General features: G+C 55.4%; 22 protein-coding genes. 11 read left to right on the top strand and 11 right to left on the bottom strand.

Annotated elements, in window-relative coordinates:
- The first annotated feature begins 28 nt into the window (after positions 1-28).
- Positions 29-670, top strand: a complete 642-nt coding sequence (gene kdgA, locus DFO52_RS03815) for a bifunctional 4-hydroxy-2-oxoglutarate aldolase/2-dehydro-3-deoxy-phosphogluconate aldolase (protein ID WP_014884307.1) — start codon at positions 29-31, stop codon at positions 668-670.
- A 43-nt stretch (positions 671-713) separates the two neighbouring features.
- On the opposite strand, the gene purT is transcribed toward kdgA, so the two are convergent.
- The gene (purT, locus tag DFO52_RS03810) at positions 714-1,892 is read right to left on the bottom strand and encodes a formate-dependent phosphoribosylglycinamide formyltransferase (RefSeq protein WP_133549380.1); all 1,179 of its coding nucleotides are present in this window, start codon (positions 1,890-1,892) and stop codon (positions 714-716) included.
- A 170-nt stretch (positions 1,893-2,062) separates the two neighbouring features.
- On the opposite strand from purT, the gene DFO52_RS03805 reads away from it, so the two are divergent.
- A complete protein-coding gene (locus DFO52_RS03805) occupies positions 2,063-2,710 on the top strand; it encodes a DUF533 domain-containing protein (RefSeq protein ID WP_133549378.1) in 648 nt (215 codons plus the stop codon).
- 85 nt (positions 2,711-2,795) lie between these two features.
- Positions 2,796-4,799 carry an oligopeptidase B gene (ptrB, locus tag DFO52_RS03800; protein WP_133549376.1) on the top strand — a complete coding sequence of 668 codons (2,004 nt, stop codon included), beginning with the start codon at positions 2,796-2,798 and terminating at the stop codon, positions 4,797-4,799.
- A gap of 53 nt (positions 4,800-4,852) precedes the next feature.
- Here the strand turns inward: ptrB and exoX are convergent, their stop codons facing one another.
- The 3 genes from exoX to DFO52_RS03785 form a co-directional block, all read right to left on the bottom strand.
- Positions 4,853-5,515, bottom strand: a complete 663-nt coding sequence (exoX, locus tag DFO52_RS03795) for an exodeoxyribonuclease X (protein WP_010432611.1) — start codon at positions 5,513-5,515, stop codon at positions 4,853-4,855.
- A 24-nt stretch (positions 5,516-5,539) separates the two neighbouring features.
- Positions 5,540-6,190 carry a carbon-nitrogen hydrolase family protein gene (locus DFO52_RS03790; RefSeq protein WP_133549374.1) on the bottom strand — a complete coding sequence of 217 codons (651 nt, stop codon included), beginning with the start codon at positions 6,188-6,190 and terminating at the stop codon, positions 5,540-5,542.
- Between the two features lie 110 nt (positions 6,191-6,300).
- Positions 6,301-6,531 (bottom strand): DNA polymerase III subunit theta, encoded by a 231-nt coding sequence (locus DFO52_RS03785; RefSeq protein ID WP_013096102.1) that lies wholly within the window; start codon positions 6,529-6,531, stop codon positions 6,301-6,303.
- A 136-nt stretch (positions 6,532-6,667) separates the two neighbouring features.
- Here DFO52_RS03785 and yobA point away from each other — a divergent pair, with 136 nt between their 5' ends.
- From yobA to DFO52_RS03770, 3 genes are read left to right on the top strand one after another with little or no spacing between them, the layout of a single operon-like run.
- Positions 6,668-7,039, top strand: a complete 372-nt coding sequence (gene yobA / locus DFO52_RS03780) for a CopC domain-containing protein YobA (protein WP_133549372.1) — start codon at positions 6,668-6,670, stop codon at positions 7,037-7,039.
- 1 nt (position 7,040) lies between these two features.
- Positions 7,041-7,910 (top strand): copper homeostasis membrane protein CopD, encoded by an 870-nt coding sequence (copD, locus tag DFO52_RS03775; protein WP_133549370.1) that lies wholly within the window; start codon positions 7,041-7,043, stop codon positions 7,908-7,910.
- 16 nt (positions 7,911-7,926) lie between these two features.
- Positions 7,927-8,265, top strand: a complete 339-nt coding sequence (locus DFO52_RS03770) for a YebY family protein (protein ID WP_045404471.1) — start codon at positions 7,927-7,929, stop codon at positions 8,263-8,265.
- Positions 8,266-8,705: 440 nt separating this feature from the next.
- Here the strand turns inward: DFO52_RS03770 and DFO52_RS03765 are convergent, their stop codons facing one another.
- On the bottom strand, positions 8,706-9,602 hold the full coding sequence (locus DFO52_RS03765; RefSeq protein ID WP_133549368.1) for a benzoate transporter: 897 nt from the start codon (positions 9,600-9,602) through the stop codon (positions 8,706-8,708).
- 173 nt (positions 9,603-9,775) lie between these two features.
- Positions 9,776-10,717, bottom strand: a complete 942-nt coding sequence (locus DFO52_RS03760) for a VirK/YbjX family protein (RefSeq protein ID WP_133549366.1) — start codon at positions 10,715-10,717, stop codon at positions 9,776-9,778.
- Positions 10,718-10,883: 166 nt separating this feature from the next.
- On the opposite strand from DFO52_RS03760, the gene pphA reads away from it, so the two are divergent.
- A complete protein-coding gene (pphA, locus tag DFO52_RS03755; RefSeq protein ID WP_033145837.1) occupies positions 10,884-11,528 on the top strand; it encodes a protein-serine/threonine phosphatase in 645 nt (214 codons plus the stop codon).
- 34 nt (positions 11,529-11,562) lie between these two features.
- On the opposite strand, the gene DFO52_RS03750 is transcribed toward pphA, so the two are convergent.
- The 4 genes from DFO52_RS03750 to yebS all read right to left on the bottom strand — a co-directional run bounded on the left by DFO52_RS03750 (position 11,563) and on the right by yebS (position 17,314).
- On the bottom strand, positions 11,563-11,802 hold the full coding sequence (locus DFO52_RS03750) for a YebV family protein (RefSeq protein ID WP_008500472.1): 240 nt from the start codon (positions 11,800-11,802) through the stop codon (positions 11,563-11,565).
- 106 nt (positions 11,803-11,908) lie between these two features.
- Positions 11,909-13,357 (bottom strand): 16S rRNA (cytosine(1407)-C(5))-methyltransferase RsmF, encoded by a 1,449-nt coding sequence (rsmF, locus tag DFO52_RS03745; RefSeq protein WP_208110465.1) that lies wholly within the window; start codon positions 13,355-13,357, stop codon positions 11,909-11,911.
- 71 nt (positions 13,358-13,428) lie between these two features.
- The gene (locus tag DFO52_RS03740) at positions 13,429-16,062 is read right to left on the bottom strand and encodes a PqiB family protein (protein WP_047647457.1); all 2,634 of its coding nucleotides are present in this window, start codon (positions 16,060-16,062) and stop codon (positions 13,429-13,431) included.
- A complete protein-coding gene (gene yebS, locus DFO52_RS03735) occupies positions 16,031-17,314 on the bottom strand; it encodes a membrane integrity lipid transport subunit YebS (RefSeq protein ID WP_133549362.1) in 1,284 nt (427 codons plus the stop codon). The genes DFO52_RS03740 and yebS overlap by 32 nt, the downstream gene beginning before the upstream one ends.
- A gap of 132 nt (positions 17,315-17,446) precedes the next feature.
- Between yebS and DFO52_RS03730 the strand changes: the two genes are divergently transcribed.
- The 4 genes from DFO52_RS03730 (at position 17,447) to htpX (ending at position 21,870) form a co-directional block, all read left to right on the top strand.
- Positions 17,447-17,944, top strand: coding sequence for a GAF domain-containing protein (locus DFO52_RS03730; protein ID WP_008500476.1), 498 nt, complete (start codon positions 17,447-17,449; stop codon positions 17,942-17,944).
- Between the two features lie 96 nt (positions 17,945-18,040).
- Positions 18,041-18,727, top strand: a complete 687-nt coding sequence (gene proQ / locus DFO52_RS03725; protein ID WP_023336085.1) for an RNA chaperone ProQ — start codon at positions 18,041-18,043, stop codon at positions 18,725-18,727.
- Positions 18,728-18,746: 19 nt separating this feature from the next.
- Positions 18,747-20,795, top strand: a complete 2,049-nt coding sequence (prc, locus tag DFO52_RS03720; protein WP_133549360.1) for a carboxy terminal-processing peptidase — start codon at positions 18,747-18,749, stop codon at positions 20,793-20,795.
- A gap of 193 nt (positions 20,796-20,988) precedes the next feature.
- On the top strand, positions 20,989-21,870 hold the full coding sequence (gene htpX, locus DFO52_RS03715) for a protease HtpX (RefSeq protein WP_014884290.1): 882 nt from the start codon (positions 20,989-20,991) through the stop codon (positions 21,868-21,870).
- A gap of 50 nt (positions 21,871-21,920) precedes the next feature.
- Here htpX and DFO52_RS03710 read toward each other — a convergent pair whose 3' ends face one another.
- Positions 21,921-23,294: an MFS transporter gene (locus DFO52_RS03710; RefSeq protein WP_045355987.1), complete on the bottom strand. Its 1,374-nt coding sequence runs from the start codon at positions 23,292-23,294 to the stop codon at positions 21,921-21,923.
- Positions 23,295-23,407 lie beyond the last annotated feature (113 nt).

Below are 23,407 nucleotides of genomic sequence, written 5' to 3'. Positions count from 1 at the left end.
TTTAACGATCTGGCGAGAGAAAACTCTGATGAAAAACTGGAAAACAAGTGCAGAAGCAATCCTGACCACTGGCCCTGTCGTGCCGGTTATCGTGGTAAACAAGCTGGAGCACGCTGTACCGATGGCGAAAGCGCTGGTTGCGGGCGGCGTTCGCGTTCTGGAAGTGACCCTGCGCACCGCCTGTGCGATGGATGCTATCCGCGCTATCGCCAAAGAAGTACCGGACGCCATCATCGGTGCGGGTACCGTTCTCAACGCGCAGCAGCTGGCAGAAGTGACCGAAGCGGGCGCGCAGTTCGCCATCAGCCCTGGCCTGACCGAGCCGCTGCTGAAAGCCGCCACCGAAGGTACCATTCCGCTGATCCCTGGCATCAGCACCGTCTCTGAACTGATGCTGGGCATGGACTACGGTCTGAAAGAGTTCAAATTCTTCCCGGCTGAAGCCAACGGCGGCACCAAAGCGCTGCAGGCGATTGCGGGTCCCTTCTCTCAGGTACGCTTCTGCCCGACGGGCGGTATCTCTCCTGCCAACTACCGTGACTACCTGGCGCTGAAAAGCGTACTGTGCATCGGTGGTTCATGGCTGGTTCCGGCGGATGCGCTGGAAGCGGGCGACTGGGATCGCATCACCAAACTGGCTCGCGAAGCGGTTGAAGGCGCGAAGCAGTAAGCCACTCGCCGCATGAAAAACGGGCCTTACGGCCCGTTTTTTTTTATCCCTCTACCTTGACGCTCGCAGCGGCCGCTTTCGCTCTCGCCACGGCGTCGTCAACGTTATCCCCGGTGGCTAATGCCACGCCAAGACGGCGGGTTCCGTCGATCTCCGGCTTGCCGAACAGACGTACCTGCAATCCTGCACCCACCGCCCCGTCGACGTTATCAAACGTGACGTTCTGGCTGGTTAGCTGCGGCAGGATCACCGCCGAGGCGGCCGGGCCATACTGACGAACACCGCCGACGGGCAGGCCGAGGAACGCGCGTACGTGCAGGGCGAACTCGGAGAGATCCTGCGAAATCAGCGTGACCATGCCGGTGTCATGCGGGCGAGGGGAGACTTCGCTGAAAATCACCTTATCACCGCACACAAACAGCTCCACGCCGAACAGGCCATAGCCACCCAGCGCCAGGACGGTTTTACGGGCGATATCCTGAGCACGCTCCAGCGCCAGGGCGCTCATCTGCTGCGGCTGCCAGGACTCGCGGTAATCGCCATCCTCCTGACGGTGGCCAATCGGGTCGCAGAAATGGACGCCGTCAACGGCGCTGACGGTCAGCAGGGTGATTTCGAAATCAAACTTCACGACGCCTTCGACGATTACGCGACCGGCTCCGGCACGGCCGCCCTGCTGGGCATAATCCCACGCGTTATCCAGAGTGCCGCTGTCGCGAATAAAGCTCTGCCCTTTTCCGGAGGAGCTCATCACCGGCTTAACGATGCACGGGTAGCCAATCTCCTCGACGGCCTGCAGGAACGCGGCCTTATCGCCAGCAAAACGGTAGCTCGAGGTGGGCAATCCCAGCTCTTCCGCCGCCAGGCGACGAATGCCTTCGCGGTTCATGGTCAGCTTTGCGGCTTTCGCACAGGGCACCACGCGCTGGCCTTCCTGCTCCAGGGCGATCAGCGTATCGGTGGCGATGGCCTCAATTTCCGGCACGACAAAATCGGGTTTTTCGCGCGCAATCAGTTCGCGAAGGGCATCGCCATCCAGCATGTTAATCACATAAGAACGATGGGCGACGTGCATGGCGGGTGCGTCAGCGTAACGGTCTACGGCAATGACTTCCACACCTAAACGCTGGCACTCAATGGCGACCTCTTTTCCCAGCTCGCCCGATCCCAACAGCATCACTCGCGTCGCCGCAGGTCGCAGCGCAGTTCCTAAACGAATCATAACAATCCCCCTGAAAAAGTTGCGCGCAGTATAAACGAAAACGTTTGCGTCTGTCTTGTGCACGGCTACAGGAGGGGGCAGAAATTTGCGCATCTTTAGCCCGACCAGACGTTTCCTGACGCCCGCTCGCTTACGCTGTGGAACATGTTCACCGTTAAGTGAGGGAAACCATGTCTGGCTGGTTAAATCAACTGCAATCCCTGTTAGGGCAGAAAACATCCTCTGGAGAGCGGGACCTCAGCAAACTGCTGGTACCCGGGGCGCTCGGCGGGCTGGCTGGCCTGCTGGTCGCGAATAAATCCTCACGCAAGCTGCTGGCAAAGTATGGTACAGGCGCGCTGCTGGCCGGCGGCGGCGCCATCGCAGGCACCGTGCTGTGGAATAAATACAAGGACAGGGTACGGACCGCGCACAGCGATGAACCGCATTACGGCGAGCACACCTCGCCGCTGGATCTGCGTACCGAACGGCTCATTCTTGCGCTGGTTTTTGCCGCGAAAAGCGACGGGCATATTGACGATAAAGAACGATCGGCGATCGAGCAGCAGCTGTGCGAGGCCGGTGTTGAAGAGAAGGGAAGAGCGCTGGTGGCGCAGGCGATAGAACAGCCGCTTGAGCCGCAGCGTCTTGCGCAGAGTGTGAAAAATGAGGAAGAGGCGCTGGAGCTCTATTTCCTCAGCTGCGCCGCCATCGATATCGATCATTTTATGGAGCGCAGCTACCTTAACGCTCTGGGCGATGCGCTAAAGATCCCTCAGGACGTGCGCGAGGGCATTGAGCGGGATATCCGGGAGCAAAAACAGGCGTTACAGGGTTAACCTTCGCCGTCGCGACGCTGTTTCGCTTGCATCATGCGTGGGTTTTGCCAACCTTATAGGGTGTAAAACTTAAAAGAATGATGACATGCCACCGAAAGCCCGACGTACTCCTTATGCGATCACCACGCATGGCGATACGCGTATAGACAACTATTACTGGCTGCGGGACGATTCTCGCTCCCGGCCAGAGGTACTCGACTACCTGCACGAGGAAAACGACTATGGCCGCAAGGTCATGTCCAGCCAGCAGACGCTTCAGGACCAGCTGCTGAATGAAATGGTGCAGCGTATTCCCCAACGCGATATCTCCGCGCCCTGGACCAAAAACGGCTATCGCTATCGCCATATCTACGAGCCCGGCAATGAGTATCCCATCTACCAGCGTCAGTCGGTGTTAAGCGCCGAATGGGATGAGTGGGATATTCTGCTGGATGCCAACCAGCGCGCCGCCCACAGCGAGTTTTATACCCTGGGCGGCATGTCCATTTCGCCTGATAACGCGGTAATGGCGCTGGCGGAGGATTATCTCTCCCGTCGCCAGTACGGTCTGCGGTTTCGCAATCTGGACACCGGCAACTGGTATCCGGAAATGCTGGAAAACGTCTCCCCGGATTTTGTCTGGGCGAATGATTCCGAGACGGTTTACTACGTCAAAAAGCATGCGTCGACGCTGCTGCCTTATCAGGTGTGGCGACATACTGTGGGAACGGACTCCGCTGACGACGAGCTGGTTTATGAAGAGAAAGACGAAACGTTCTATGTCAGCCTGCATAAAACTTCCTCACGCCACTATGTGATTATCTTCCTTGCCAGCGCGACGACGTCGGAAGTTCTGCTGCTGGATGCCGAACTGCCGGACGCCCAGCCGCTCTGTTTCCTGCCGCGCCGTAAGGATCACGAGTACAGCCTGGATCACTTCCAGCACAGCTTTTATTTGCGCTCCAATCGCGAGGGCAAAAACTTTGGTCTCTATAAAACCAAAGTGCGCGATGAGCGCAAGTGGGAGGTGCTTATCCCCGCGCGGGATCAGGTGATGCTCGAAGGATTCACCCTGTTTACCGACTGGCTGGTGGTGGAAGAGCGTCAGCGCGGGCTGACCAGTATCCGGCAGATCAACCGTAAAACCCGGGAAGTGGTGGGGATTGCGTTCGACGACCCGGCCTACGTGACGTGGATTGGTTTCAACCCTGAACCCGAATCGTCGCGGTTGCGCTACGGCTACTCTTCCATGACCACGCCGGACACCCTGTTTGAGCTGGATATGGACACCGGGCAGCGCCAGGTGATTAAACAGACCGAGGTAAAAGGGTTTGAGTCCGAAAACTACCGCAGCGAGCACCTGTGGGTCACCGCCCGTGATGGCGTGGAGGTGCCGGTCTCTCTCGTTTACCACCGGGCTCATTTCCAGAAAGGCAAAAACCCGATTCTGGTGTACGGCTACGGCTCGTATGGCTCAAGCATGGACGCCGATTTCAGCAGCAGCCGTTTAAGCCTGCTCGATCGCGGTTTTGTTTTCGCCATCGCCCATATTCGCGGCGGCGGTGAGCTGGGACAGCACTGGTATGAAGACGGGAAATTCCTGAAAAAGAAAAACACCTTCAATGACTACCTCGACGTCTGCGATGCGCTGATTGAGCAGGGATACGGCGATCCTCAGCTCTGCTTTGGGATGGGGGGCAGCGCGGGCGGCATGCTGATGGGGGCGGCAATCAACCAGCGTCCCGACCGTTTTAAGGGGATTGTCGCGCAGGTTCCGTTTGTCGATGTGGTCACGACCATGCTCGATGAATCCATTCCTCTTACTACCGGGGAGTTTGAGGAGTGGGGGAATCCGCAGGATGAGATGTACTACCGCTATATGAAAGAGTACAGCCCGTACGATAACGTTGAGGCGAAAGCCTACCCGCATATGCTGGTCACCACCGGTTTGCATGATTCTCAGGTGCAATACTGGGAGCCGGCAAAATGGGTGGCAAAGCTGCGGGAGCTGAAAACCGATGACAATCTGCTGCTGCTGTGTACCGATATGGATTCCGGACACGGAGGGAAATCGGGGCGATTTAAATCGTACGAAGGCGTTGCCCTGTAATATGCCTTTTTAATAGGCCTGGCGCAGGAAACTTTGCCAGGCCGTGCAGAGCGTTAAGCATCGCCCAGATAATGTTTCAGCGTTAAGCGCAGTTCCGGGCTCATTCTGTCGAGGTTGTTATACAGCCAGCGCAAATAGCCCGGATCTTTATCCGCCACTTCGGACACCGGCTTCCCGCGATATTTACCAAAGGTAAACGTGGTCAGCAGCGCGGGACGTCCGGTGATCGTCGCCATGTCATCCGGCGTCCAGCCAGAGATATTCATAATATCAATCAGCAGCGCGGCGGTGATATAGCAGTCATACAGGGCGCGGTGATGGTGAAGCCCCTCAGGGGTACGGACGCTGAGCTTACGGGACTTGTACAGCGCCATGTTGCTGTATTTAATCCCCGGCCAGAGGCGACGCGCCAGCTTCATGGTACAAATCCATTCGCCCGGCATCTCAGGCAACACCCGGCGGTCAAAGCTGGCGTTATGCGCGACGTACCACGGGCTACCGTAGTAGTGCGGAATGATCTCTTCGATCCACGGCTTGTCCGCCACCATCGATTCGGTAATGCGATGGATAGCCATCGCCTGGGGGCTGATGGGGCGATCGGGACGCACCAGATGGCTCATGGGGTTGACGATTTTACCGTCAACCACGTCGACAGAGGCCACTTCCACTATTCCGCCCTGAAGATCGCAAGTTTCGGTATCGATGACGCGCAGCATTGAAAACTCCTGAGCTTAAAACGCCTAGCCTAAAGGAATGATATCGCCTTGCCAACCCTCTCCGCCGAGCGTGCCGGTCACCAGAAGCTCGCCCTTATCCGCGCGCACGACCAGCTGGCCTTTTTCATCCCACAGCGCGCTGCCGCCGCAGGCGTTCGCCATCAGCACCGCAATGGCATATTTATGCGCGAAGCGCTGCAGGTTACTGATGGACTGCCGCCAGCGATGATCCCCCACGGACTGGCAGCTGGTAACAAGCGTTGCCCGGGGATCGAGATTGGGGGAATCGGGATATGCATCAAGGATGGTAAGGTGTTTATCTCCCGGCACCAGGCTCGCTCCGCGCCCTTGCGGATAGCGCAAAATGCGATGGCGAGCGGGCGAAAACAGCACGAGGCCTTTCTGGCGCTGGCCATTCTGTTCCAGGGGGAGCCCGGCAATAACGGTAATCTGGTGTAGATGTGCCGCGTTAAGCAGCGGTTCCAGCTGCGCGTCACCGGGCGGGGGAGGTAACGTCGGCGCGCCAGAGCCCGTTAATGAGAGTTCAGGGAAAACCAGCAGTTCGCACCGCTGCCGTGCTGCTTCGGCGATGAAGCGCAGGTGGTGCGTAACATGGTCATCCACAGTCTGATGCAGCCCGCCATACTGGGCTGCCGCTATATTCCAATGTGACATCGTGACTTCCTTATACACTGAGTCGCAGAGATTTAAGAATACACCCAAAATAATCAGGGTTTTCTTATCCTGCCAGATTCCGCGTAAGGAAGTGTAACGACTCGTTAAGCTTATTTAACTTTAGGCTCGTACGGTAAACGGGAGAGATTGACCGAGGCAAGACGGTGGGCGATGAGTCTTTCGCGAAACCAGTCGCGCAGATGGGCCGGCTGTTCCCGTTCCACGACTTCAGCCACGATGGGCATGTTGTAACGCTCTTTGAACGCGACGCCAGCGGCAGCGAGATCGACATTCACTTTATCCATTTCGTCCTGCGGAAGGGCGGCCAGATTGATCTTCATTACCTTCTCCTTTTTATGCGGCGGCAACGTTACCGCGATTGCACGATGATGACAAGCAGAGGCAGGATGATCCTCGACTCGTTTATTATACAGCGTTATTCTTTAGCATACAGACATAACAAAAAGGAATGATTGGATGGGTTTCTCCGCTTCCCGCGCAGTATGCGCACTGGTTTTTGTGGCCTCGACAATGATGACGCCCTCCGTGCTGGCACATGCACATCTTAAACAGCAGATCCCGGCAGCAGACAGCGTGGTGACCGCACCGCAGGCACTTACGCTGAATTTTTCGGAAGGTATCGAACCTGGTTTTAGCGGTGTGGTGGTAACGGATGCGCAAAACCAGGTCATCAAAACCGGAACCGCAACGCGCGGCGAAAAGAACAAAGCTCAGCTTACCGTGCCGCTGGAACAAACGCTGGCATCAGGGACTTACCAGGTGGACTGGCATGTTGTCTCCGTGGACGGCCATAAAACCAAAGGCAGCTATCACTTTAGCGTGAAATAGCATGCTGGCGCTGTGTTATATCGGGTTACGCTTTATCCATTTCGGGGCTCTGATGCTGGTGTTTGGCAATGCGCTTTACAGCGTCTGGTTTGCGCCTTCCTCTCTCCACCGTCTGCTGTCCCGGCGTTTTCAGTCGCAGCATAAAGTGGCGGCCTTAGTGAGCCTGGCTGCTGCGGTCCTGATGTTTGTGCTGCAGGGCGGATTGATGGGCAACGGCTGGGAAGATGTGTTTGCGCCACAGGTCTGGTTCAGCGTAATGGGGACCCGGTTTGGCGGCGTCTGGCTGTGGCAAATGATCCTCGCTGCGATAACGGTCAGTGCCGCATGGCTCGCGCCGCTGAAAGGTTCGCGTCTGCTGCTGCTCGCAATGGGCCAGCTTATCCTGCTGGCTGGGGTAGGTCACGCGGCGATGAACGACGGTCCGATGGGGGCGCTGCAGCGTCTTAATTATGCTTTTCACCTGATCTGTGCCGCCACCTGGCTTGGCGGATTACTGCCCCTGCTGTTCTGCATGCGACTGGCGAAAGGGCGCTGGCAGAATGCCGCCATTTTTACCATGATGCGCTTCTCGCGCGTGGGGCATTACGCCGTTGCGGGCGTGCTGCTATCCGGGGTGATAAATGCACTCATGATACTGGGCCTCGATATTCCCTGGCAGGCTGGCTACGTGCAGTTTTTGTTGTTCAAATGTGCGCTGGTGGCGTTGATGGTGGTAATTGCGCTGGCAAATAGGTATTTTCTGGTGCCACGGTTTCGTCCGGAGACCGGGCGAGCAAAGCAGATTTTTATCAGGATGACACAGGCAGAAGTGGTGCTGGGAGCGCTGGTGCTGGCAACGGTCAGTCTGTTTGCCACTTGGGAACCCTTCTGACAAGGTTAAATATCATATGAAAAAGACAGTACTTTCTCTTTTATTGCTGGCCTGTACGGGGAGCGCGTTTGCCGCACCGCAGGTCATCACCGTGAGCCGTTTCGAAGTGGGTAAGGACAAATGGGCGTTCAATCGCGAAGAGGTGATGCTGACCTGCCGTCCGGGCCATGCGCTGTATGCCATCAATCCGAGCACGCTGGTGCAATACCCGCTGAATGATACCGCAGAGCAGCAGGTAGCCAGCGGCAAGAGCAGCGGCCAGCCGATTAGCATTATTCAAATCGATGACCCGTCGCATCCGGGACAAAAAATGAGTCTGGCACCGTTTATCGAGCGCGCCGACAAGCTCTGCTAACGTTCGGGTTTCCAATAAAAAACCGCAGATGCTTGCGAAAGCACTGCGGTTTTTCACTTTTAATGATGCTCTGGCGCTTTTTTTCCGGCCGCTTTAGCTGTGGACTGGAAAACCTGGCGTCGTCATCTATTCTTAAAAGGCAAGGCGACTTAGCCTGCATTAATGCCAACTTTTAGCGCACGGCTCTCTCCCAAGAGCCATTTCCCTGGACCGAATACAGGAATCGTATTCGGTCTCTTTTTATCTATTTGTTTCTCAAGGGTTTTTTCGGTCTCAACACAAAATCCCCCGAAAATTACTCGAACATTCCATATCCTGTCTAAACCATAACATACTCAGGACCGCGTGCGTCCAGGGTTTTTTGGGATCTTTGTTAAAATTTTGTGTCCGAGAGATCGCTAAGCAAAAGTCTTCCGGCCAGCAAAAGGGCAGCCCATAAGTTAAATAATGAACGCGCTGAATTTATCTTTGTGGCGGACAATGTACTCCGGGAAGTTTTCAACCGTCAGCTCTTGCCTGGCTAACGTCCTGTCGCGTCCCCAGATATCTTCCGCATTTTTAATGACCTTCATGATGTGTTCCGGGTTGTTAAACTCAGGAAGATCATATTCAGTATGGGATATGGTCGACATTTTTTCTGAGATGCGCTCGGGTGTCATTACCCATGAGAAGTGCCAGCCACCATTGTCAATAATGCTGTTGTTAATCTTGAACCAGTTCCACTTTAGCCAGGACCAGTTTTTAACGCTTCGGGTGCGTTTAAGATTCCTGAATGATTCAGGCTCGCCGCCAAAGAAACTAACGAGGTTTTTATATTGTGTGGCTCTCGGCAATTTACATTTTCTTGGCGTGTTGTCAGTATTAAAAACCTGCAGGTTGAACTGATAATTATAGAAATTCTGATAAATAGTGGTGCAGAGCTTTTTGGGATTTATCGATGCTACCACCTGTGGTGAAAATATCTCATCGACATCGGAAACTAAAATCAAATCATCATCGCTGGCCTGCGTCAAACCCTGCATGATGGCATTCCTCTGCGCGGCTTCATTTGCCCACGCATCCACCTCCATTCCCACTGGCAGACCCGGAATCACCTCCCGAGCCTGGTGTGATTCTTCAGCGGCTTTCGTAATCGGCTCTTTATCATGAACAACGTATATAATTTTATCTTTAAACTGGCTGTATTTATTAATGTCAAAATGCAGCGGCCTCTTTTTACCGGTAAAGGTATGCGTTGACTCAACGATAACGAAGCGGTCGACAACGTCCGCGAGCGTGTTTAGCCTGATTTCGAGAAGCATATCTTCATCGTAATATAAGAAGCAGTCATAGATCATTACCGAAGTCCCTCATTTTTGCGCCCACATTGCGCTCTTCCCAACGCATTCGCCGGTTTCATTTCGCGCAATGCTAACTGAGCGCCCTCGCCCTGTGCAATAGTGCACTGCTTTATCATGCTTTTTAAAACGGAATGCATCCGATATGCAGTGAGCGAAGACGCCAGCCAGGCTTAAAAGCGGGACTTCACGGACGCCTCTATTTCATCGAGCAGCTCAAAGCGACGGCGGTATTCGGCGCGTTTTTTACTGGCAATTTCTTCAAGGGATTTACGCTCCATCTGCAGCGGCAGCTGCCAGCAAAAAGCTGAGAGCTTTTTACCGTCCAGAGATGCCCAAAATTCATCGTAGCTGGCGTGGAAATGGCGGCCTTTGCTCAGGCGATATCGCAACGCGCGGAAAACGTGCCCTTCATCGCTGACGGCAAAAATCGCCCGGACAGATGACTGCGCAGCCAGCTGAAAAAGAACTTCCATCAACACGCGCTTAGGGAACAGGCCGTGGCAGGCGCGGGTGGCCTGTTTAATGACGTCTCGCGATACGCAGCGACGGGGCCCCTGAAGCCCGCCAATGACCATCACTTGCTGACCATTGCTGCGTGCGACGCTAAAGGTCAGGCTGGCCAGCAGCGTATCCTCGTTGTCGTGTAGCCACAGCGTGCTTTCTCCTTCGCGCTCGGCTTTTCCCGCAGAGGAAGCATTGACCGTATAGGTTACACCGTCTTTAGCATGGAACTGCACAACGGTTTGCTCCTGCGGGCTCGTCAGGGCCTGAGCGAGACCGCTCTCTTTCAGGCTATCAATCCAGTAGTAATGATTGACGATAGCGTCGGCGCGATCGTTAGCCGTCAGGCCGCGCATCAGATACTGTCGGTGGGTCTTGCTGGGCAACGTAATTTGAGAGGCCAGCAGCCTGTCGAAATCGTCGCGACCCGAAAGGGCTTCCAGCATGCGATGGGTGGAAGACCAGAACAGAAGCGAGCGTAAAAGGAACTTCAGACGATATTCGCGTTTGCGCCAGATCGGACCCGGCACGCGTTTGCCGTTCACCAGCTCGGAAATAATATTTGTGCGATGCGGATAAAAAACATCGTTATGCAGGTGCGTATTAGACACGTGAAGACCCCTCTTTTTTTATACCCTTATTCTAAAGAGCCAATAAAAAGGGATTAATAGCGCGAGGATCTTTATTTCTGTTTGGTTTACCGTTTGTTTGACTTCGTGATGACCGCGCCTGTCTGTTGCCTTTTCTGCGGCGGCTATACTGTTTAAAGGAGGTCCTATGTATCAGCGAATTGAAGGTGGGATGTGGCGTCACGTCTGGGTTGTCAGCGATATACACGGTTGTTACCAGTGGCTTATGGATGAGCTTAAACGCCGTCATTTTAACCCATATGAGGATTTACTTATTTCAGTCGGGGATGTGATCGACCGTGGCCCTGATAGCGTTAAATGTCTGCAGTTAATTCATGAAAAATGGTTTCGTGCCGTGCGGGGAAACCATGAGCAAATGGCTCTCGACAGTCTGGATAATAACGATTTTTCTCTCTGGACGATGAATGGTGGAATATGGTTTTCGCATCTTGAACGCGACCAGCAGCAGCTTGCCCTGTCGTTGCTCGACGCCTGTCGCGATTTACCACATATCATCGAGATAACCTGTGCGAACGGTCTGAATGTGATTGCCCATGCTGATTATCCGGCCGCGGAATACCGGTGGCAAAAACCGGTTAGCGCTCAGCGCGTCTTATGGAACCGCGACAGGCTGATGGGATTTATGGTGGGTAAAGGAGAGGGCATCAGCGGCGCGGATCATTTCTGGTTTGGGCATACGCCCCTCGACAGAAGATACGATTTTAATAATCTTCACTACATTGATACGGGGGCTGTTTTCGACGGTTACTTCACGCTGGCGCAGCTGCAGTAATAAATAACCCGCCTTCGGGCGGGTTCTCTTTAGGTCAGGCAAGACGCATGACCCAGGCATCGGTTTTACTATCGTAATGCTCACGGTAAAGGACAGAATGTTCGCCATCAAGTATTGCCGGGACGCTGGTGTCTGCATCCCATGCATCGAGCTGCATGCACAAATCCGGGTCGGATTTGCAGGGAATACTTAACGTTCGATCGCCTTGTGCTTCGCCGCGCAGCTCTGCGTCGTCGATCTCAAAAGCGCCAATACGCACGCTGGTTTTCGTCATAGTGCTCTCCGGGTCGGTTGTCAAAATCTGGTATGACCAGTGCGATCACCCATTTTTGATCGTAGACAAGGAGAGCAAAATCGCCAGTAAAAAAATGCGCTTTTTTTCAGGCTGTGCGATAGTTACCGGTAAACAGGCGGCCATCCCGAACCAGCTCGCGCGGATAGCTGTTTTTCAGCCTTGAGCCGACTTTTTTTGCCAGCCCCAGCGGATATCCCTGATATGTCACTATCACTTCATCGCCTGATGGCGTGCTGTCCGGATAGACATCGCGACCACGGTACCACTCTTCGGCTTCCTGATGCGTCAGGGCAAAGGTATTCTCGCGACCGGCAAGGGCGATAACGGCCTCATGCTGCCAGCGATAGCCTTTGTTATGCACTTCTGCCAGGCGGATCCCGATTCGCGAAAAACGGACCTTTCCGATGAGCGGCTCGATCTGTGCGGGGAACAGCCATATCTCTTTATCACGCATCCAGGGGTGCAGACTCTCATCCCAGACCAGCCCAACCTTTTTGGCGGCGGCTTCAAGCTGTGCTGCATCGCGACCTTTAAGGGGAGCAAACGGGAAGTTGCCGACCTTAAATTTAGGCGTGGGCAGGGGCTCAACGGCCTGCGTTTTACGCAGACGCGCCACAAAGAACCCTTCGCAGTCGTAAATCTGCGGGAACACGTGGAGGAAACCCTCCGGCGTGACCGCCTCCTGTGCCGAGGCGAACAGATCGTTAAGCGGCAGAAACTCCACGGCATCCGGGTAATTCGCTTTCAGCCACAGGCAAACGTCTTCGTTTTCATCGCGGTTTAAGGTGCACGTTGAATAGACCAGCGTGCCGCCGGGGCGCAACGCGTGAAATGCGCTCTCGATCAGCTCGCGCTGCGTGGCGGCGATCTCCAGGTTGCTTTCCACGGACCAGTTTTTTAACGCATCGGGATCTTTACGCACCACCCCTTCGCCGGAGCAGGGGGCGTCCAGCAGAATGGCATCGAAGGCTTCCGGTAAGGCGGCGCCAAACACGCGTCCGTCGAAGTGCGTCAGGGCAACATTATGAATACCGCAGCGGCTGATGTTGGCATGCAGCACCTTCACGCGGCTGGCGGAAAACTCGTTGGCGAGGATCGCCCCGTGGTTACCCATCCGCGCGGCAATTTGCGTGGTTTTTGAGCCGGGCGCAGCGGCAACATCCATCACGCGCTCGGGCGCATTTCCATCGGCAAACAGGGCGGCCACCGGCAGCATCGAGCTGGCTTCCTGAATATAGAACAGACCGCTCAGATGTTCAGCGGTACTGCCCAGCGGCAGCGAGGCTTCGTCATCGCGTTCGATCCAGAACCCCTCGGCGCACCACGGGACCGGCGTAAGCTGCCAGCCGTACGGCGAGACCAGCGCCAGAAAATCATCGACGCTGATTTTCAGCGTGTTGACGCGAATACTTCGGCGTAACGGACGCTGGCAGGCGGCGATAAAATCGTCTAACGACAGGTGAGAGGGAAGCGCCTCGCGCATCTGCGCCAGGAATTGTTCAGGAAGAAATACGGAGTTTTGAGCCACGGGCACACCACAGGGAAAAGTTCAGGTGCGCAGTGTAACATAAAGGCTCCGGTGCGTTGACACCGGAGCCTTTCAGATTAACGCGGCAGGGCGGTTCCCCATTCGCGCCACTCTTTCGGTTCGCTTTCGAGCAGCAGGAAGTGTTTACCCGGCTGCGCTTTTGGCGCCAGCGGCGTGCCCGGCGGCGTGGCAAACGCGATACCGCCGCGAATGAACTGGTTGAAGGTGCCGGTTTTCACCACGCCTCCCGTCAGGCCAAAGTCCAGCGAATAGCCGGATGCCAGCCAGAATACCGAGTTATTACGGACCAGGTGCTGGTAGCGCTCGCTGATGCGTAACGCCACCATCACGCGGTCGGAGAGCGTACCGAGCGTCAGGCCCGTAACCGTACCCACTTCAATGCCGCGGAACAGTACCGGGGTGCCGATGCTCAGCGAGCCCGCTTCCGGCACTTCCACCACGATGCTCAGGCCGCCAAGGTAGCGCGAGTCGGTGATCGTGGCTTCCTGCAGCTCGAAATCGCGACGGGCATTGCCCTGGCCCGGCTCAACGTTGATGTACGGCTGCAGGATGGTGTCGAGATGCTCAACGCCCGCGGCCGAGATCTGCGGCGTCACCACCGAGAAGCGCGAACCCGTCCGGGCGAAGGTCTGCACATATTCCGGGTACAGCACGGCGGTGGCCTGCACTTCGTTGCGCGAGGTAATCAGCGTCAGCTTCTGGATCTGCCCGATATCAATGCCGAGATAGCGGATTGGCATACCTTCCGCCAGCTTGCCAGCATCAAACGCGTGCAGGGTAATCTGTCCACCCACGGCGCGTGCGGCGGTTTCGGACGGGAAGAGAATACGCTTATCGCCTTTGCGCAGATTCGCACCCGCGCCGCTGAGGTTATCGAAGCTAATCGCCCCGCGCAGCGCGCGTGAGAGCGGGGAGGCCTGCACGGTCAGGCCGTTACCGTTAAGCTGAACTTTCGCGCCGCCTTCGGCCCAGAAGACGCTGTTTGGCGTCAGCAGCTTGCGATACTCCGGCTTGATATGCAGTTCGATATCAAACGCGTCCGCACGCGGGCGAACGGCGATCACTTCCCCAACTTCAAACTTGCGATACAGCACCACGGATCCCGCCTGTACGTCCGGCAGCGTCTCGGCGCTCAGCGTCAGCGTGGTGGTAGGAAGATCGCTCAGGCTGTTTTCAATCGCTTTCTCCAGGTTGGCATACAGCGGATAGCTGTCCCGCACGGGGCCTTTATCGCCGGGCAGAATGCGGATACCGCCGTTAACCCATTCGCTGGCGCTGGCACCGAGGAACTCCACGCCGTCCAGACCCACCTTCACGTCGACGCGACTGTTCACCACGAATTTGCTGTCACCGTGCACCAGGTCGCTGTACTGCGGATCGATGGCGACAGAGAACGTCACGCCATCCGCGGACAGCTTACGCTCCAGCACCTGGCCGACCTGCACGCCGTGTAAAATTAACGGCTGTCCGGCTTCGATACCGTAACTTTCTGGCGCATTCAGGGTGACGGTCACTACGCCCGGCTTTTGCAGCAGGGATTTATCCGCCGGTGCAATCACGAAGCTATTGCTGGGCTCGCCTTCGCCGGGGATGAGCTCAAACGTATTGCCGGTCAACAGCGTGCTGAGGCTGGCATCGTTCAGAGAGAGCTTTGGACTGCGCATTTCGATACGCGTTTTCTCGCGCAGGAGATCGACCACGCTCGGGTCGACAGTCATTTCGCCGGTGACCGAGCCGCCCGGGTTGAGCGTCATTTTGGTGAGCTGACCAACCTGCAACCCCTGATACATCAGCGGCGTCGAACCCGCTTTTAGCCCCTTAGCATCGGGCAGGGCGAGTTTGACGAGCACGCCGCGCTGGCTGTGCGCCAGGTCAGCGTACAATCCAAATGAATCATCAGCGGTGGCAGGGCTTGAGTTTTCCGGTGAGTCAAAGGCAATGGCACCATTCACCAGCGCGGCCAGACTCTCCAGCTTCACTTTCGCACCGCTCAGGCTGACGTCCGCATCCACGCCGGAGACGTTCCAGAAGCGGCTGCCTTTTTTCACCAGATTGGTGAAGCGGCGCTCGATCAGCACGTCGATGGTGACGCCCTGTTTATTCGGGTTAATCGCGTAATCGTACACGCGGCCAACCGGGATTTTGCGGAAATAGACCAGCGAACCGCTGTTCAGAGAACCGAGATCCGGCGCCTGCAGGTGGATCATTAAATCGCCGTTGTTGAGGCGGTACTTGGGCTGTGTATCCAGGGCAACAAAGTGATCCTGCGGCTCTCCTTTACCCGGCATCATGCCAATATAGTTACCGCCCACGAGCGCATCCAGCCCGGACACGCCGGCCAGAGAGGCTTTCGGCGTCACCAGCCAGAACTGCGTTTCGCTGCGCAGGGCATCCTGCATGTCAGATTTAATACTGACCCGCACCTGAATCTTGTTCAGCCCTTTTCCAAGGGAGATGTCCTGAACCGTACCCACTTCAACCCCCTGGAAGCGAACGGGCGTTCGTCCGGCGACGATGCCGTCGGCGGTCTGGAAATCAATGGTGACGGTACTCCCGCGATCTTCATAGCTCGTCCAGATAAGCCAGCCTGCAATCATCAGGGCGATGACGGGCAGCAACCAGAATGGCGAAATGCGGCGTTTTGTTTTAATTCTCGCTTCAGTCGGCGAAGCGGGGGTTTCCTGACTCATGTGCATCCCAAAGTAAGCGGCTATCCAGCCATTCCACAGCAAGAATAGTCAATATCACCGCAGAGCCGAAATAAAAAGCCGCGGGTCCCATTGTAAAAGCAAGTAGCTGGTCGCGATTGATGAGCGACATCATCAGCGAAATCACGAACAGATCTAACATTGACCAGCGGCCAATCCAGGTGACGAACCGCAGCAGCAGAATGCGGGTCCGTAAGCCTTGTTCACACTTAAAGTGAATGCTGATGAGCAGGGTAAACATCACCACCACTTTGGTAAAGGGAACCAGGATACTGGCAATAAAGACGATCGCCGCTACCCCGACGTTGCTGTGCGCAAGGGAGATAATCCCGGAGAGGATAGTATCCTCCTGACGCCCGCCATTCACGTAAATGATGGAAATCGGCAGCATATTGGCTGGGATCAGAAACACCAGGGAGGCGATCAGCGCGGCCCAGCATTTTTGCAGGCTGTTGTTGCGCCGCAGTCTCAACGGAATGTGGCACCGCGGGCAGCGCCCACGCGCGTCGGGAAAGCCGGTATAGTGACATCCCAGACATACGCGCAGATTTTCATCAGGACGCGTGGCGGGGCGCTGAGGGTAAAATCGTTCCCAGAGCTGTTCAACGTTCAGGTGGATAAGCGTCAGTATGCTCAGCAATACCAGGCTGATGAAAGCAAAGAGTCCGATGCCGGGCTGCAAAAAGGCGTAGTCCTGTACCTTTATTGACGCAACGCCCACGCCCACCAGATAGATATCCAGCATCACCCACTCTTTGAGCTTATCGAGCATCAGCAGCACCGGGCGGAGGTTCATGCCGAGAATATTGCCAAACCAAAGATAGGCAATGGCGGCGACCAGCACCAGCGGCGCGCCAACGGTGCAGAACAGCACCATGGCAGCGGTGATGGGATCCCCCTGACGGGTCATCTGCCAGATACCCTGCAGTACGTTGGCGTCAATGCGCACGCCAAGCAGGTAGAGTTTCAGCAGCGGTTCGCTCCAGGCGAAGGGCATCAGCAGCAGCATGGTGACGGCCATGGCGGCGAGACGGGTTAGCGACCAGTCGCGGCCATCGCGAATTTTTGCGTCGCAGCGCGGACAAAAGGCACTTTGGTGCGATTTCATCTTCGGCAACATAAAAAGCGTATCGCACTGGGGGCAACGCTGATAATGTGCACGTGGCAAAGCTTCGCTTACCGTATGGACAGTTATCTTTCTTGTCGGCGTAATTTTGGTTGTTTTTAAGGCCATCAGCTGCGCACAAATAAGTATTGTTGAAAGTTATAATAACTCATGAACGGATTCATCTTGAGCATGAGCGCATTTAATGCTTATTTTAATAGGCTATGCGGTAAATTTGTAAGACAACTAAGTGATTGAATAATGAACAAAACAGAATTCTACGCGGATCTGAACCGCGATTTTAAGGCATTGATGGCGGGTGAGACCAGCTTCTTAGCCACTCTGGCAAATACTAGCGCATTGCTGTTTGAACGTCTCTCTGACGTGAACTGGGCTGGCTTTTACCTCCTGGAAGGTGAAACTCTGGTGCTCGGTCCGTTCCAGGGCAAACTGGCCTGCGTGCGTATTCCGGTAGGGCGTGGCGTATGCGGCACGGCGGTGGCTGAGAATCAGGTCCAACGTGTGGAAGACGTTCATGCGTTTGACGGGCACATTGCCTGTGATGCTGCCAGTAATTCTGAAATCGTTCTGCCGCTGGTGGTGAAAAATCAGATTATTGGCGTTCTGGATATCGACAGCACGGTCTTCAGTCGCTTTACAACCGAGGACGAACAGGGGCTACGCGAGCTGGTGGCGAATCTGGAAAACGTACTCGCTGCAACCGATTATCAAAAATTCTTTGCGAGCGTCGCAGGATAATCAACGGATAACGTAGCATTTACTGATAGCGTCATTATAATGACGCCTGTTCATGCCTGCGCTTGTTGGCAACGTCCGTTGTAATCAGGAAATTTCATGGAAAATCAACCTAAGTTGAATAGCAGTAAAGAAGTTATCGCATTTCTGGCCGAGCGTTTCCCGCAGTGCTTCAGCGCGGAAGGTGAAGCTCGTCCCCTGAAAGTCGGTATTTTTCAGGATCTGGTGGCGCGTGTTGAAGGGGAAATGAACCTCAGCAAAACTCAGCTGCGTTCCGCCTTACGTCTTTATACTTCGAGCTGGCGTTACCTGTACGGTATCAAAGCTGGCGCGACCCGCGTGGATCTCGACGGCAACCCGTGTGGTGAGCTGGACGAGCAGCACGTTGAGCACGCGCGCAAGCAGCTTGAAGAAGCCAAAGCACGCGTTCAGGCACAACGTGCAGAACAGCAGGCGAAAAAACGCGAAGCCGCTGCGGCAAACGGCCAGGAAGAAGCGCCTCGTCGTGAGCGTAAACCACGCCCTGCGCCGCGTCGTCACGATAATAACGATCGCAAACCGCGTGCAGACAAACCAGCAGCAAAAGCCCCGCGTGCCCCTCGTGAAGAGCCGCGCCATACGCCGGTTTCTGACATTAACGCCCTGAGCGTAGGTCAGGCGCTGAAGGTAAAAGCGGGTAACAATGCTATGGACGCCACCGTACTGGAAATCACCAAAGATGGCGTTCGTGTACAGCTGACTTCTGGTATGTCAATGATTGTACGCGCAGAACACTTGTTGTTCTGAAACGGAGGCCAAGCCTGGCATGAACACTTTTTTTAAGCTCACCGCGCTGGCGGGCCTGTTTGCCATAACAGGTCACGCTTTTGCAGTGGACGATATCACGCGTGTTGATCAAATTCCGTTACTCAAGGAAGAGACGCAGCACGCGACGGTGAGCGAGCGCGTGACCTCACGTTTTACCCGCTCGCACTATCGTCAGTTCGATCTCGATCAGGCCTTTTCGGCCAAAATCTTTGACCGCTATCTGAACTTGCTGGATTACAGCCATAACGTTTTGCTCGCCAGCGATGTCGAGCAGTTCGCTAAGCGCAAATCCGAGGTGGGTGACGAGTTGCGTTCAGGCAAGCTGGATCTGTTCTACGATCTCTACAACCTGTCGCAAAAGCGCCGCTTTGAACGCTATCAGTACGCGCTGAAAGTGCTGGAACGTCCGATGGACTTCACCGGCACTGACACCTTTAATCTGGATCGCAGTAAAGCACCCTGGCCGAAAGATGAAGCCGAGTTGAATGCGCTGTGGGACGGTAAAGTTAAATACGACGAACTGAGTCTTAAGCTGACCGGCAAAGACGAAAAAGAGATCCGTGACACGCTGACGCGTCGTTACAAATTCGCCATTCGTCGTCTGGCCCAGACCAACAGTGAGGATGTCTTCTCGCTGGCCATGACCGCCTTTGCTCACGAAATCGATCCGCACACCAACTATCTCTCTCCGCGCAACACCGAACAGTTCAATACCGAGATGAGCCTGTCTCTGGAAGGTATCGGCGCGGTGCTGCAGATGGACGATGATTACACGGTGATCAATTCGATGGTCGCGGGTGGCCCGGCATCTAAAAGCAAAGCGATTAGCGTAGGCGATCGCATTGTGGGTGTAGGACAAACCGGCCAGAACATGGTCGACGTGATCGGCTGGCGTCTCGATGACGTGGTTGCGCTGATCAAAGGTCCGAAAGGCAGCAAGGTTCGTCTGGAAATTCTGCCTGCTGGTAAAGGCACCAAAACCCGTATCGTTACCCTGACCCGTGAGCGTATCCGTCTTGAAGACCGCGCCGTGAAAATGTCGGTGAAAACCGTGGGTAAAGAGAAGGTGGGTGTTCTGGATATTCCTGGCTTCTACGTGGGGCTGACTGACGATGTGAAGGTTCAGTTGCAGAAGCTTGAAAAGCAGAACGTCAGCAGCATTATCATCGACCTGCGCAGTAACGGCGGCGGTGCGCTGACGGAAGCGGTTTCACTTTCCGGTCTGTTCATTCCATCGGGTCCTGTGGTTCAGGTGCGCGATAACAACGGTAAAGTGCGTGAAGATGCCGACAACGACGGTGTGGTCTACTACAAAGGCCCGCTGGTGGTCCTGGTTGACCGCTTCAGTGCTTCGGCGTCTGAAATCTTTGCCGCTGCAATGCAGGACTATGGCCGCGCGCTGATTGTCGGTGAGCCAACCTTCGGGAAAGGCACCGTTCAGCAGTATCGCTCTCTGAATCGTATTTACGATCAGATGCTGCGTCCGGAATGGCCGGCGCTGGGCTCGGTTCAGTACACCATTCAGAAATTCTACCGCGTGAACGGCGGCAGTACGCAGCGTAAGGGCGTAACGCCGGACATCATGATGCCGACAGGCACGGAAGAGACGGAAACCGGCGAGAAGTTTGAAGATAACGCCTTGCCGTGGGACAGCATCAATGCCGCGACCTACGTGAAAGCGGGTGATATGACGCAATTTGGCCCAGAACTGCTGAAAGCGCATAACGACCGCATCGCGAAAGATCCGGAGTTCCAGTACATCATGAAGGACATTGCACGATTCAATGCCCTGAAAGATAAGCGGAATATCGTTTCTCTGAACTACGCACAGCGTGAGAAAGAGAACAACGAAGACGATGCAACCCGCCTGGCGCGTATCAACGATCGCTTCAAGCGCGAAGGCAAGTCTCTGCTCAAGAAACTGGACGATCTGCCAAAAGATTACCAGGAGCCGGATCCGTATCTGGACGAGACGGTGCATATTGCTCTCGACCTTGCGAATCAGGAAAAAGAGAAACCAGCCGTACAGCCCGCTCCGGCAAAATAACCTCCCAACAGGCACAAGAAATTGTGCCTGTTTCTTTTTGTTCTGCATCCTTCCGTCAGTCAGATTTCCAATTGTGTAAAGTTGTGTCTTTCTGGTGACTTACGCCCGCCGGATGCTTGAAAATAGACGCAATACCCATACGATGTGGGTAATCGCATAGTGCGTTTTGTTAAACTGAGGTAAAAAGAAAATTATGATGCGAATCGCGCTCTTCCTGCTCACCAACCTGGCGGTCATGGTGGTTTTCGGGCTCGTGCTAAGCCTGACAGGAATTCAGTCGAGCAGCGTTCAGGGTCTGTTGATTATGGCGCTGCTGTTTGGTTTTGGTGGCTCGTTCATCTCCCTGCTGATGTCGAAGTGGATGGCACTGAAATCGGTGGGTGGTGAGGTTATTGAACAGCCGCGTAACGATATGGAACAGTGGCTGATGAATACGGTGGCTCAGCAATCCCGTCAGGCCGGGATCGCCATGCCGCAGGTGGCGATTTACCATGCCCCGGACATCAACGCTTTCGCCACGGGCGCCCGTCGCGATGCGTCACTGGTTGCCGTCAGCACCGGATTGCTGCAGAACATGAGCCGTGACGAAGCCGAAGCGGTTATTGCCCACGAAATCAGCCATATCGCCAACGGTGACATGGTGACCATGACCCTGATTCAGGGCGTGGTGAACACCTTCGTGATCTTCATCTCCCGTATTCTGGCGCAGATCGCGGCAGGCTTTATGGGCGGAAACCGTGACGAAGGTGAAGAGAGCAACGGCAACCCGCTGATCTACTTCGCCGTTTCGATGGTTCTGGAATTAGTATTCGGTATTCTGGCCAGCATCATCACCATGTGGTTCTCCCGCCACCGTGAATTCCACGCGGATGCCGGCTCGGCGAAGCTGGTTGGTCGTGAGAAGATGATTGCCGCGCTGCAGCGTCTGAAAACCAGCTATGAGCCGCAGGAAGCGAACAGCATGATGGCCTTCTGCATTAACGGTAAATCCAAATCGCTGAGCGAGCTGTTTATGTCTCACCCGCCGCTGGATAAACGTATCGAAGCGCTGCGCAGTGGGGAATACCTGAAGTAACGCTAAGAACCCTAATAAGCCGGGCAGGAGAACTCTCCGCCCGGCTTTTTTTATGCCTGAACCCTGGGCTGGGTCACACGCAGGCCGCTGACGACCGCCGCGAGCGAGGCAAGGGCACCCGCGGTGAGAAGCGCAACATGGTTGCCGTTTTGCCCGGCGAGGTTAAACATCAGGGCGACCAGCGCCGCGCCGCTGCTTTGCCCCAGAAGGCGAGCGGTTCCCAGCATGCCGCTGGCACCTCCGCTGCGATGGCGCGGCGCGGAGGTGATGATGGTGTGATTGTTAGGGGACTGGAACAGGCCAAACCCTGCGCCGCACAGGATCATGCGCCATATTATGTCAAGATCCGTTGGCGAGGACGGTAGCAGTGCCAGCGCGAAAAGGCCTGTCGCCATCACCGCAAGCCCCAATGCTCCCAGTAAACCGGCATGGACGCGTTCAATTAAGTAACCTGCCAGCGGCGCCATCACCATGGTCGCCAGCGGCCAGGGGGTTAACAGCAGGCCGGTCTCCACTTCTGAACGGCCGACCACGCTCTGCAGAAAGAAGGGCAGAGAAACCAGAGCCAGCATTTGGGCGCAGAACGAGCAGACAGACGTGCAAATGGAGAGGGAAAAGAGGGGAATTCGCAGCAGATCGACCGGTAGTAAAGGCACAGGGAGAGTGAGCTGGCGGCGAACAAAGAAGAAGCCGATCGCCAGTAGGGCGATGAGCTCCGCGGCGGTAAGCATCAGAGACTGTCCCTGCGCAAAGCCGCTCAGCGCCGTAATCAGCAGGCCAAAGGTCAGGGCATTCATCACCGCACTCGCCACATCGAATCGCGGCATGGTGCTTTTAGGGCCGTTAGCGGGAAGAAAGCGCAGGGCAAAGAATATAGCGACAATGCCCAGCGGCACGTTAATAGCAAACAGCCATTGCCATGACGCAACGGAAAGGATCGCCGCCGCAATAGTTGGCCCGGCGGCGGAAGAGACGGCGACAATAAACGAGTTTATCCCCATGCCGCGCCCCAGATGACGCTGCGGATAAATTAAGCGGATCAACGCCGTGTTTACGCTCATGAGCGCCGCGCCGCCAAAACCCTGCGCGATGCGGGCAAGCGTCAGGGTATGCAGTGAATCTGAAAGGGCGCATAGCAAGGACGTGAAGGTGAAAACCACCAGACCGCACTGATACACCCGACGGTAACCGAACATATCGCCCAGGAAAGAGAACGAGAGCAGGGAAACCACAATCGCAATCTGATAGGCGTTAACGATCCATATCGAACTGGCGGGAGAGGCATGCAGGTCGCTGGCGATGGTTGGCAGGGCAACGTTCGCAATTGCGCCGTCAAGGACGGCCATTGAGATACCGATAATGATGGTCGCTATAGCGCCATACCGCTGGGGTAAAGGCAGGCCATCGGAAAGGGTCTTTTCCATTAGGATTAAAAAAGCTCAGCGTGAAATTATTCTCAGGGTAACTATTTTAGCATTGTTACAGCTGCGATATGTCGCAGATTTGTAACGAAGTAAACGTGGATTGATTGCAGGTG

The organism is Enterobacter sp. AG326 (genome assembly GCF_004362415.1).
Taxonomy (GTDB): domain Bacteria; phylum Pseudomonadota; class Gammaproteobacteria; order Enterobacterales; family Enterobacteriaceae; genus Enterobacter; species Enterobacter asburiae.
This window is presented reverse-complemented; position numbering and strand designations above follow the sequence as displayed.

Coding starts and splice junctions, on each gene's coding strand:
- kdgA (WP_014884307.1), top strand. CDS start 29: ATGAAAAACTGGAAAACAAGTGCAGAAGCAATCCTGACCACTGGCCCT.
- purT (WP_133549380.1), bottom strand. CDS start 1,892: ATGATTCGTTTAGGAACTGCGCTGCGACCTGCGGCGACGCGAGTGATG.
- DFO52_RS03805 (WP_133549378.1), top strand. CDS start 2,063: ATGTCTGGCTGGTTAAATCAACTGCAATCCCTGTTAGGGCAGAAAACA.
- ptrB (WP_133549376.1), top strand. CDS start 2,796: ATGCCACCGAAAGCCCGACGTACTCCTTATGCGATCACCACGCATGGC.
- exoX (WP_010432611.1), bottom strand. CDS start 5,515: ATGCTGCGCGTCATCGATACCGAAACTTGCGATCTTCAGGGCGGAATA.
- DFO52_RS03790 (WP_133549374.1), bottom strand. CDS start 6,190: ATGTCACATTGGAATATAGCGGCAGCCCAGTATGGCGGGCTGCATCAG.
- DFO52_RS03785 (WP_013096102.1), bottom strand. CDS start 6,531: ATGAAGATCAATCTGGCCGCCCTTCCGCAGGACGAAATGGATAAAGTG.
- yobA (WP_133549372.1), top strand. CDS start 6,668: ATGGGTTTCTCCGCTTCCCGCGCAGTATGCGCACTGGTTTTTGTGGCC.
- copD (WP_133549370.1), top strand. CDS start 7,041: ATGCTGGCGCTGTGTTATATCGGGTTACGCTTTATCCATTTCGGGGCT.
- DFO52_RS03770 (WP_045404471.1), top strand. CDS start 7,927: ATGAAAAAGACAGTACTTTCTCTTTTATTGCTGGCCTGTACGGGGAGC.
- DFO52_RS03765 (WP_133549368.1), bottom strand. CDS start 9,602: ATGATCTATGACTGCTTCTTATATTACGATGAAGATATGCTTCTCGAA.
- pphA (WP_033145837.1), top strand. CDS start 10,884: ATGTATCAGCGAATTGAAGGTGGGATGTGGCGTCACGTCTGGGTTGTC.
- DFO52_RS03750 (WP_008500472.1), bottom strand. CDS start 11,802: ATGACGAAAACCAGCGTGCGTATTGGCGCTTTTGAGATCGACGACGCA.
- DFO52_RS03740 (WP_047647457.1), bottom strand. CDS start 16,062: ATGAGTCAGGAAACCCCCGCTTCGCCGACTGAAGCGAGAATTAAAACA.
- yebS (WP_133549362.1), bottom strand. CDS start 17,314: ATGGCCTTAAAAACAACCAAAATTACGCCGACAAGAAAGATAACTGTC.
- DFO52_RS03730 (WP_008500476.1), top strand. CDS start 17,447: ATGAACAAAACAGAATTCTACGCGGATCTGAACCGCGATTTTAAGGCA.
- proQ (WP_023336085.1), top strand. CDS start 18,041: ATGGAAAATCAACCTAAGTTGAATAGCAGTAAAGAAGTTATCGCATTT.
- prc (WP_133549360.1), top strand. CDS start 18,747: ATGAACACTTTTTTTAAGCTCACCGCGCTGGCGGGCCTGTTTGCCATA.
- htpX (WP_014884290.1), top strand. CDS start 20,989: ATGATGCGAATCGCGCTCTTCCTGCTCACCAACCTGGCGGTCATGGTG.
- DFO52_RS03710 (WP_045355987.1), bottom strand. CDS start 23,294: ATGGAAAAGACCCTTTCCGATGGCCTGCCTTTACCCCAGCGGTATGGC.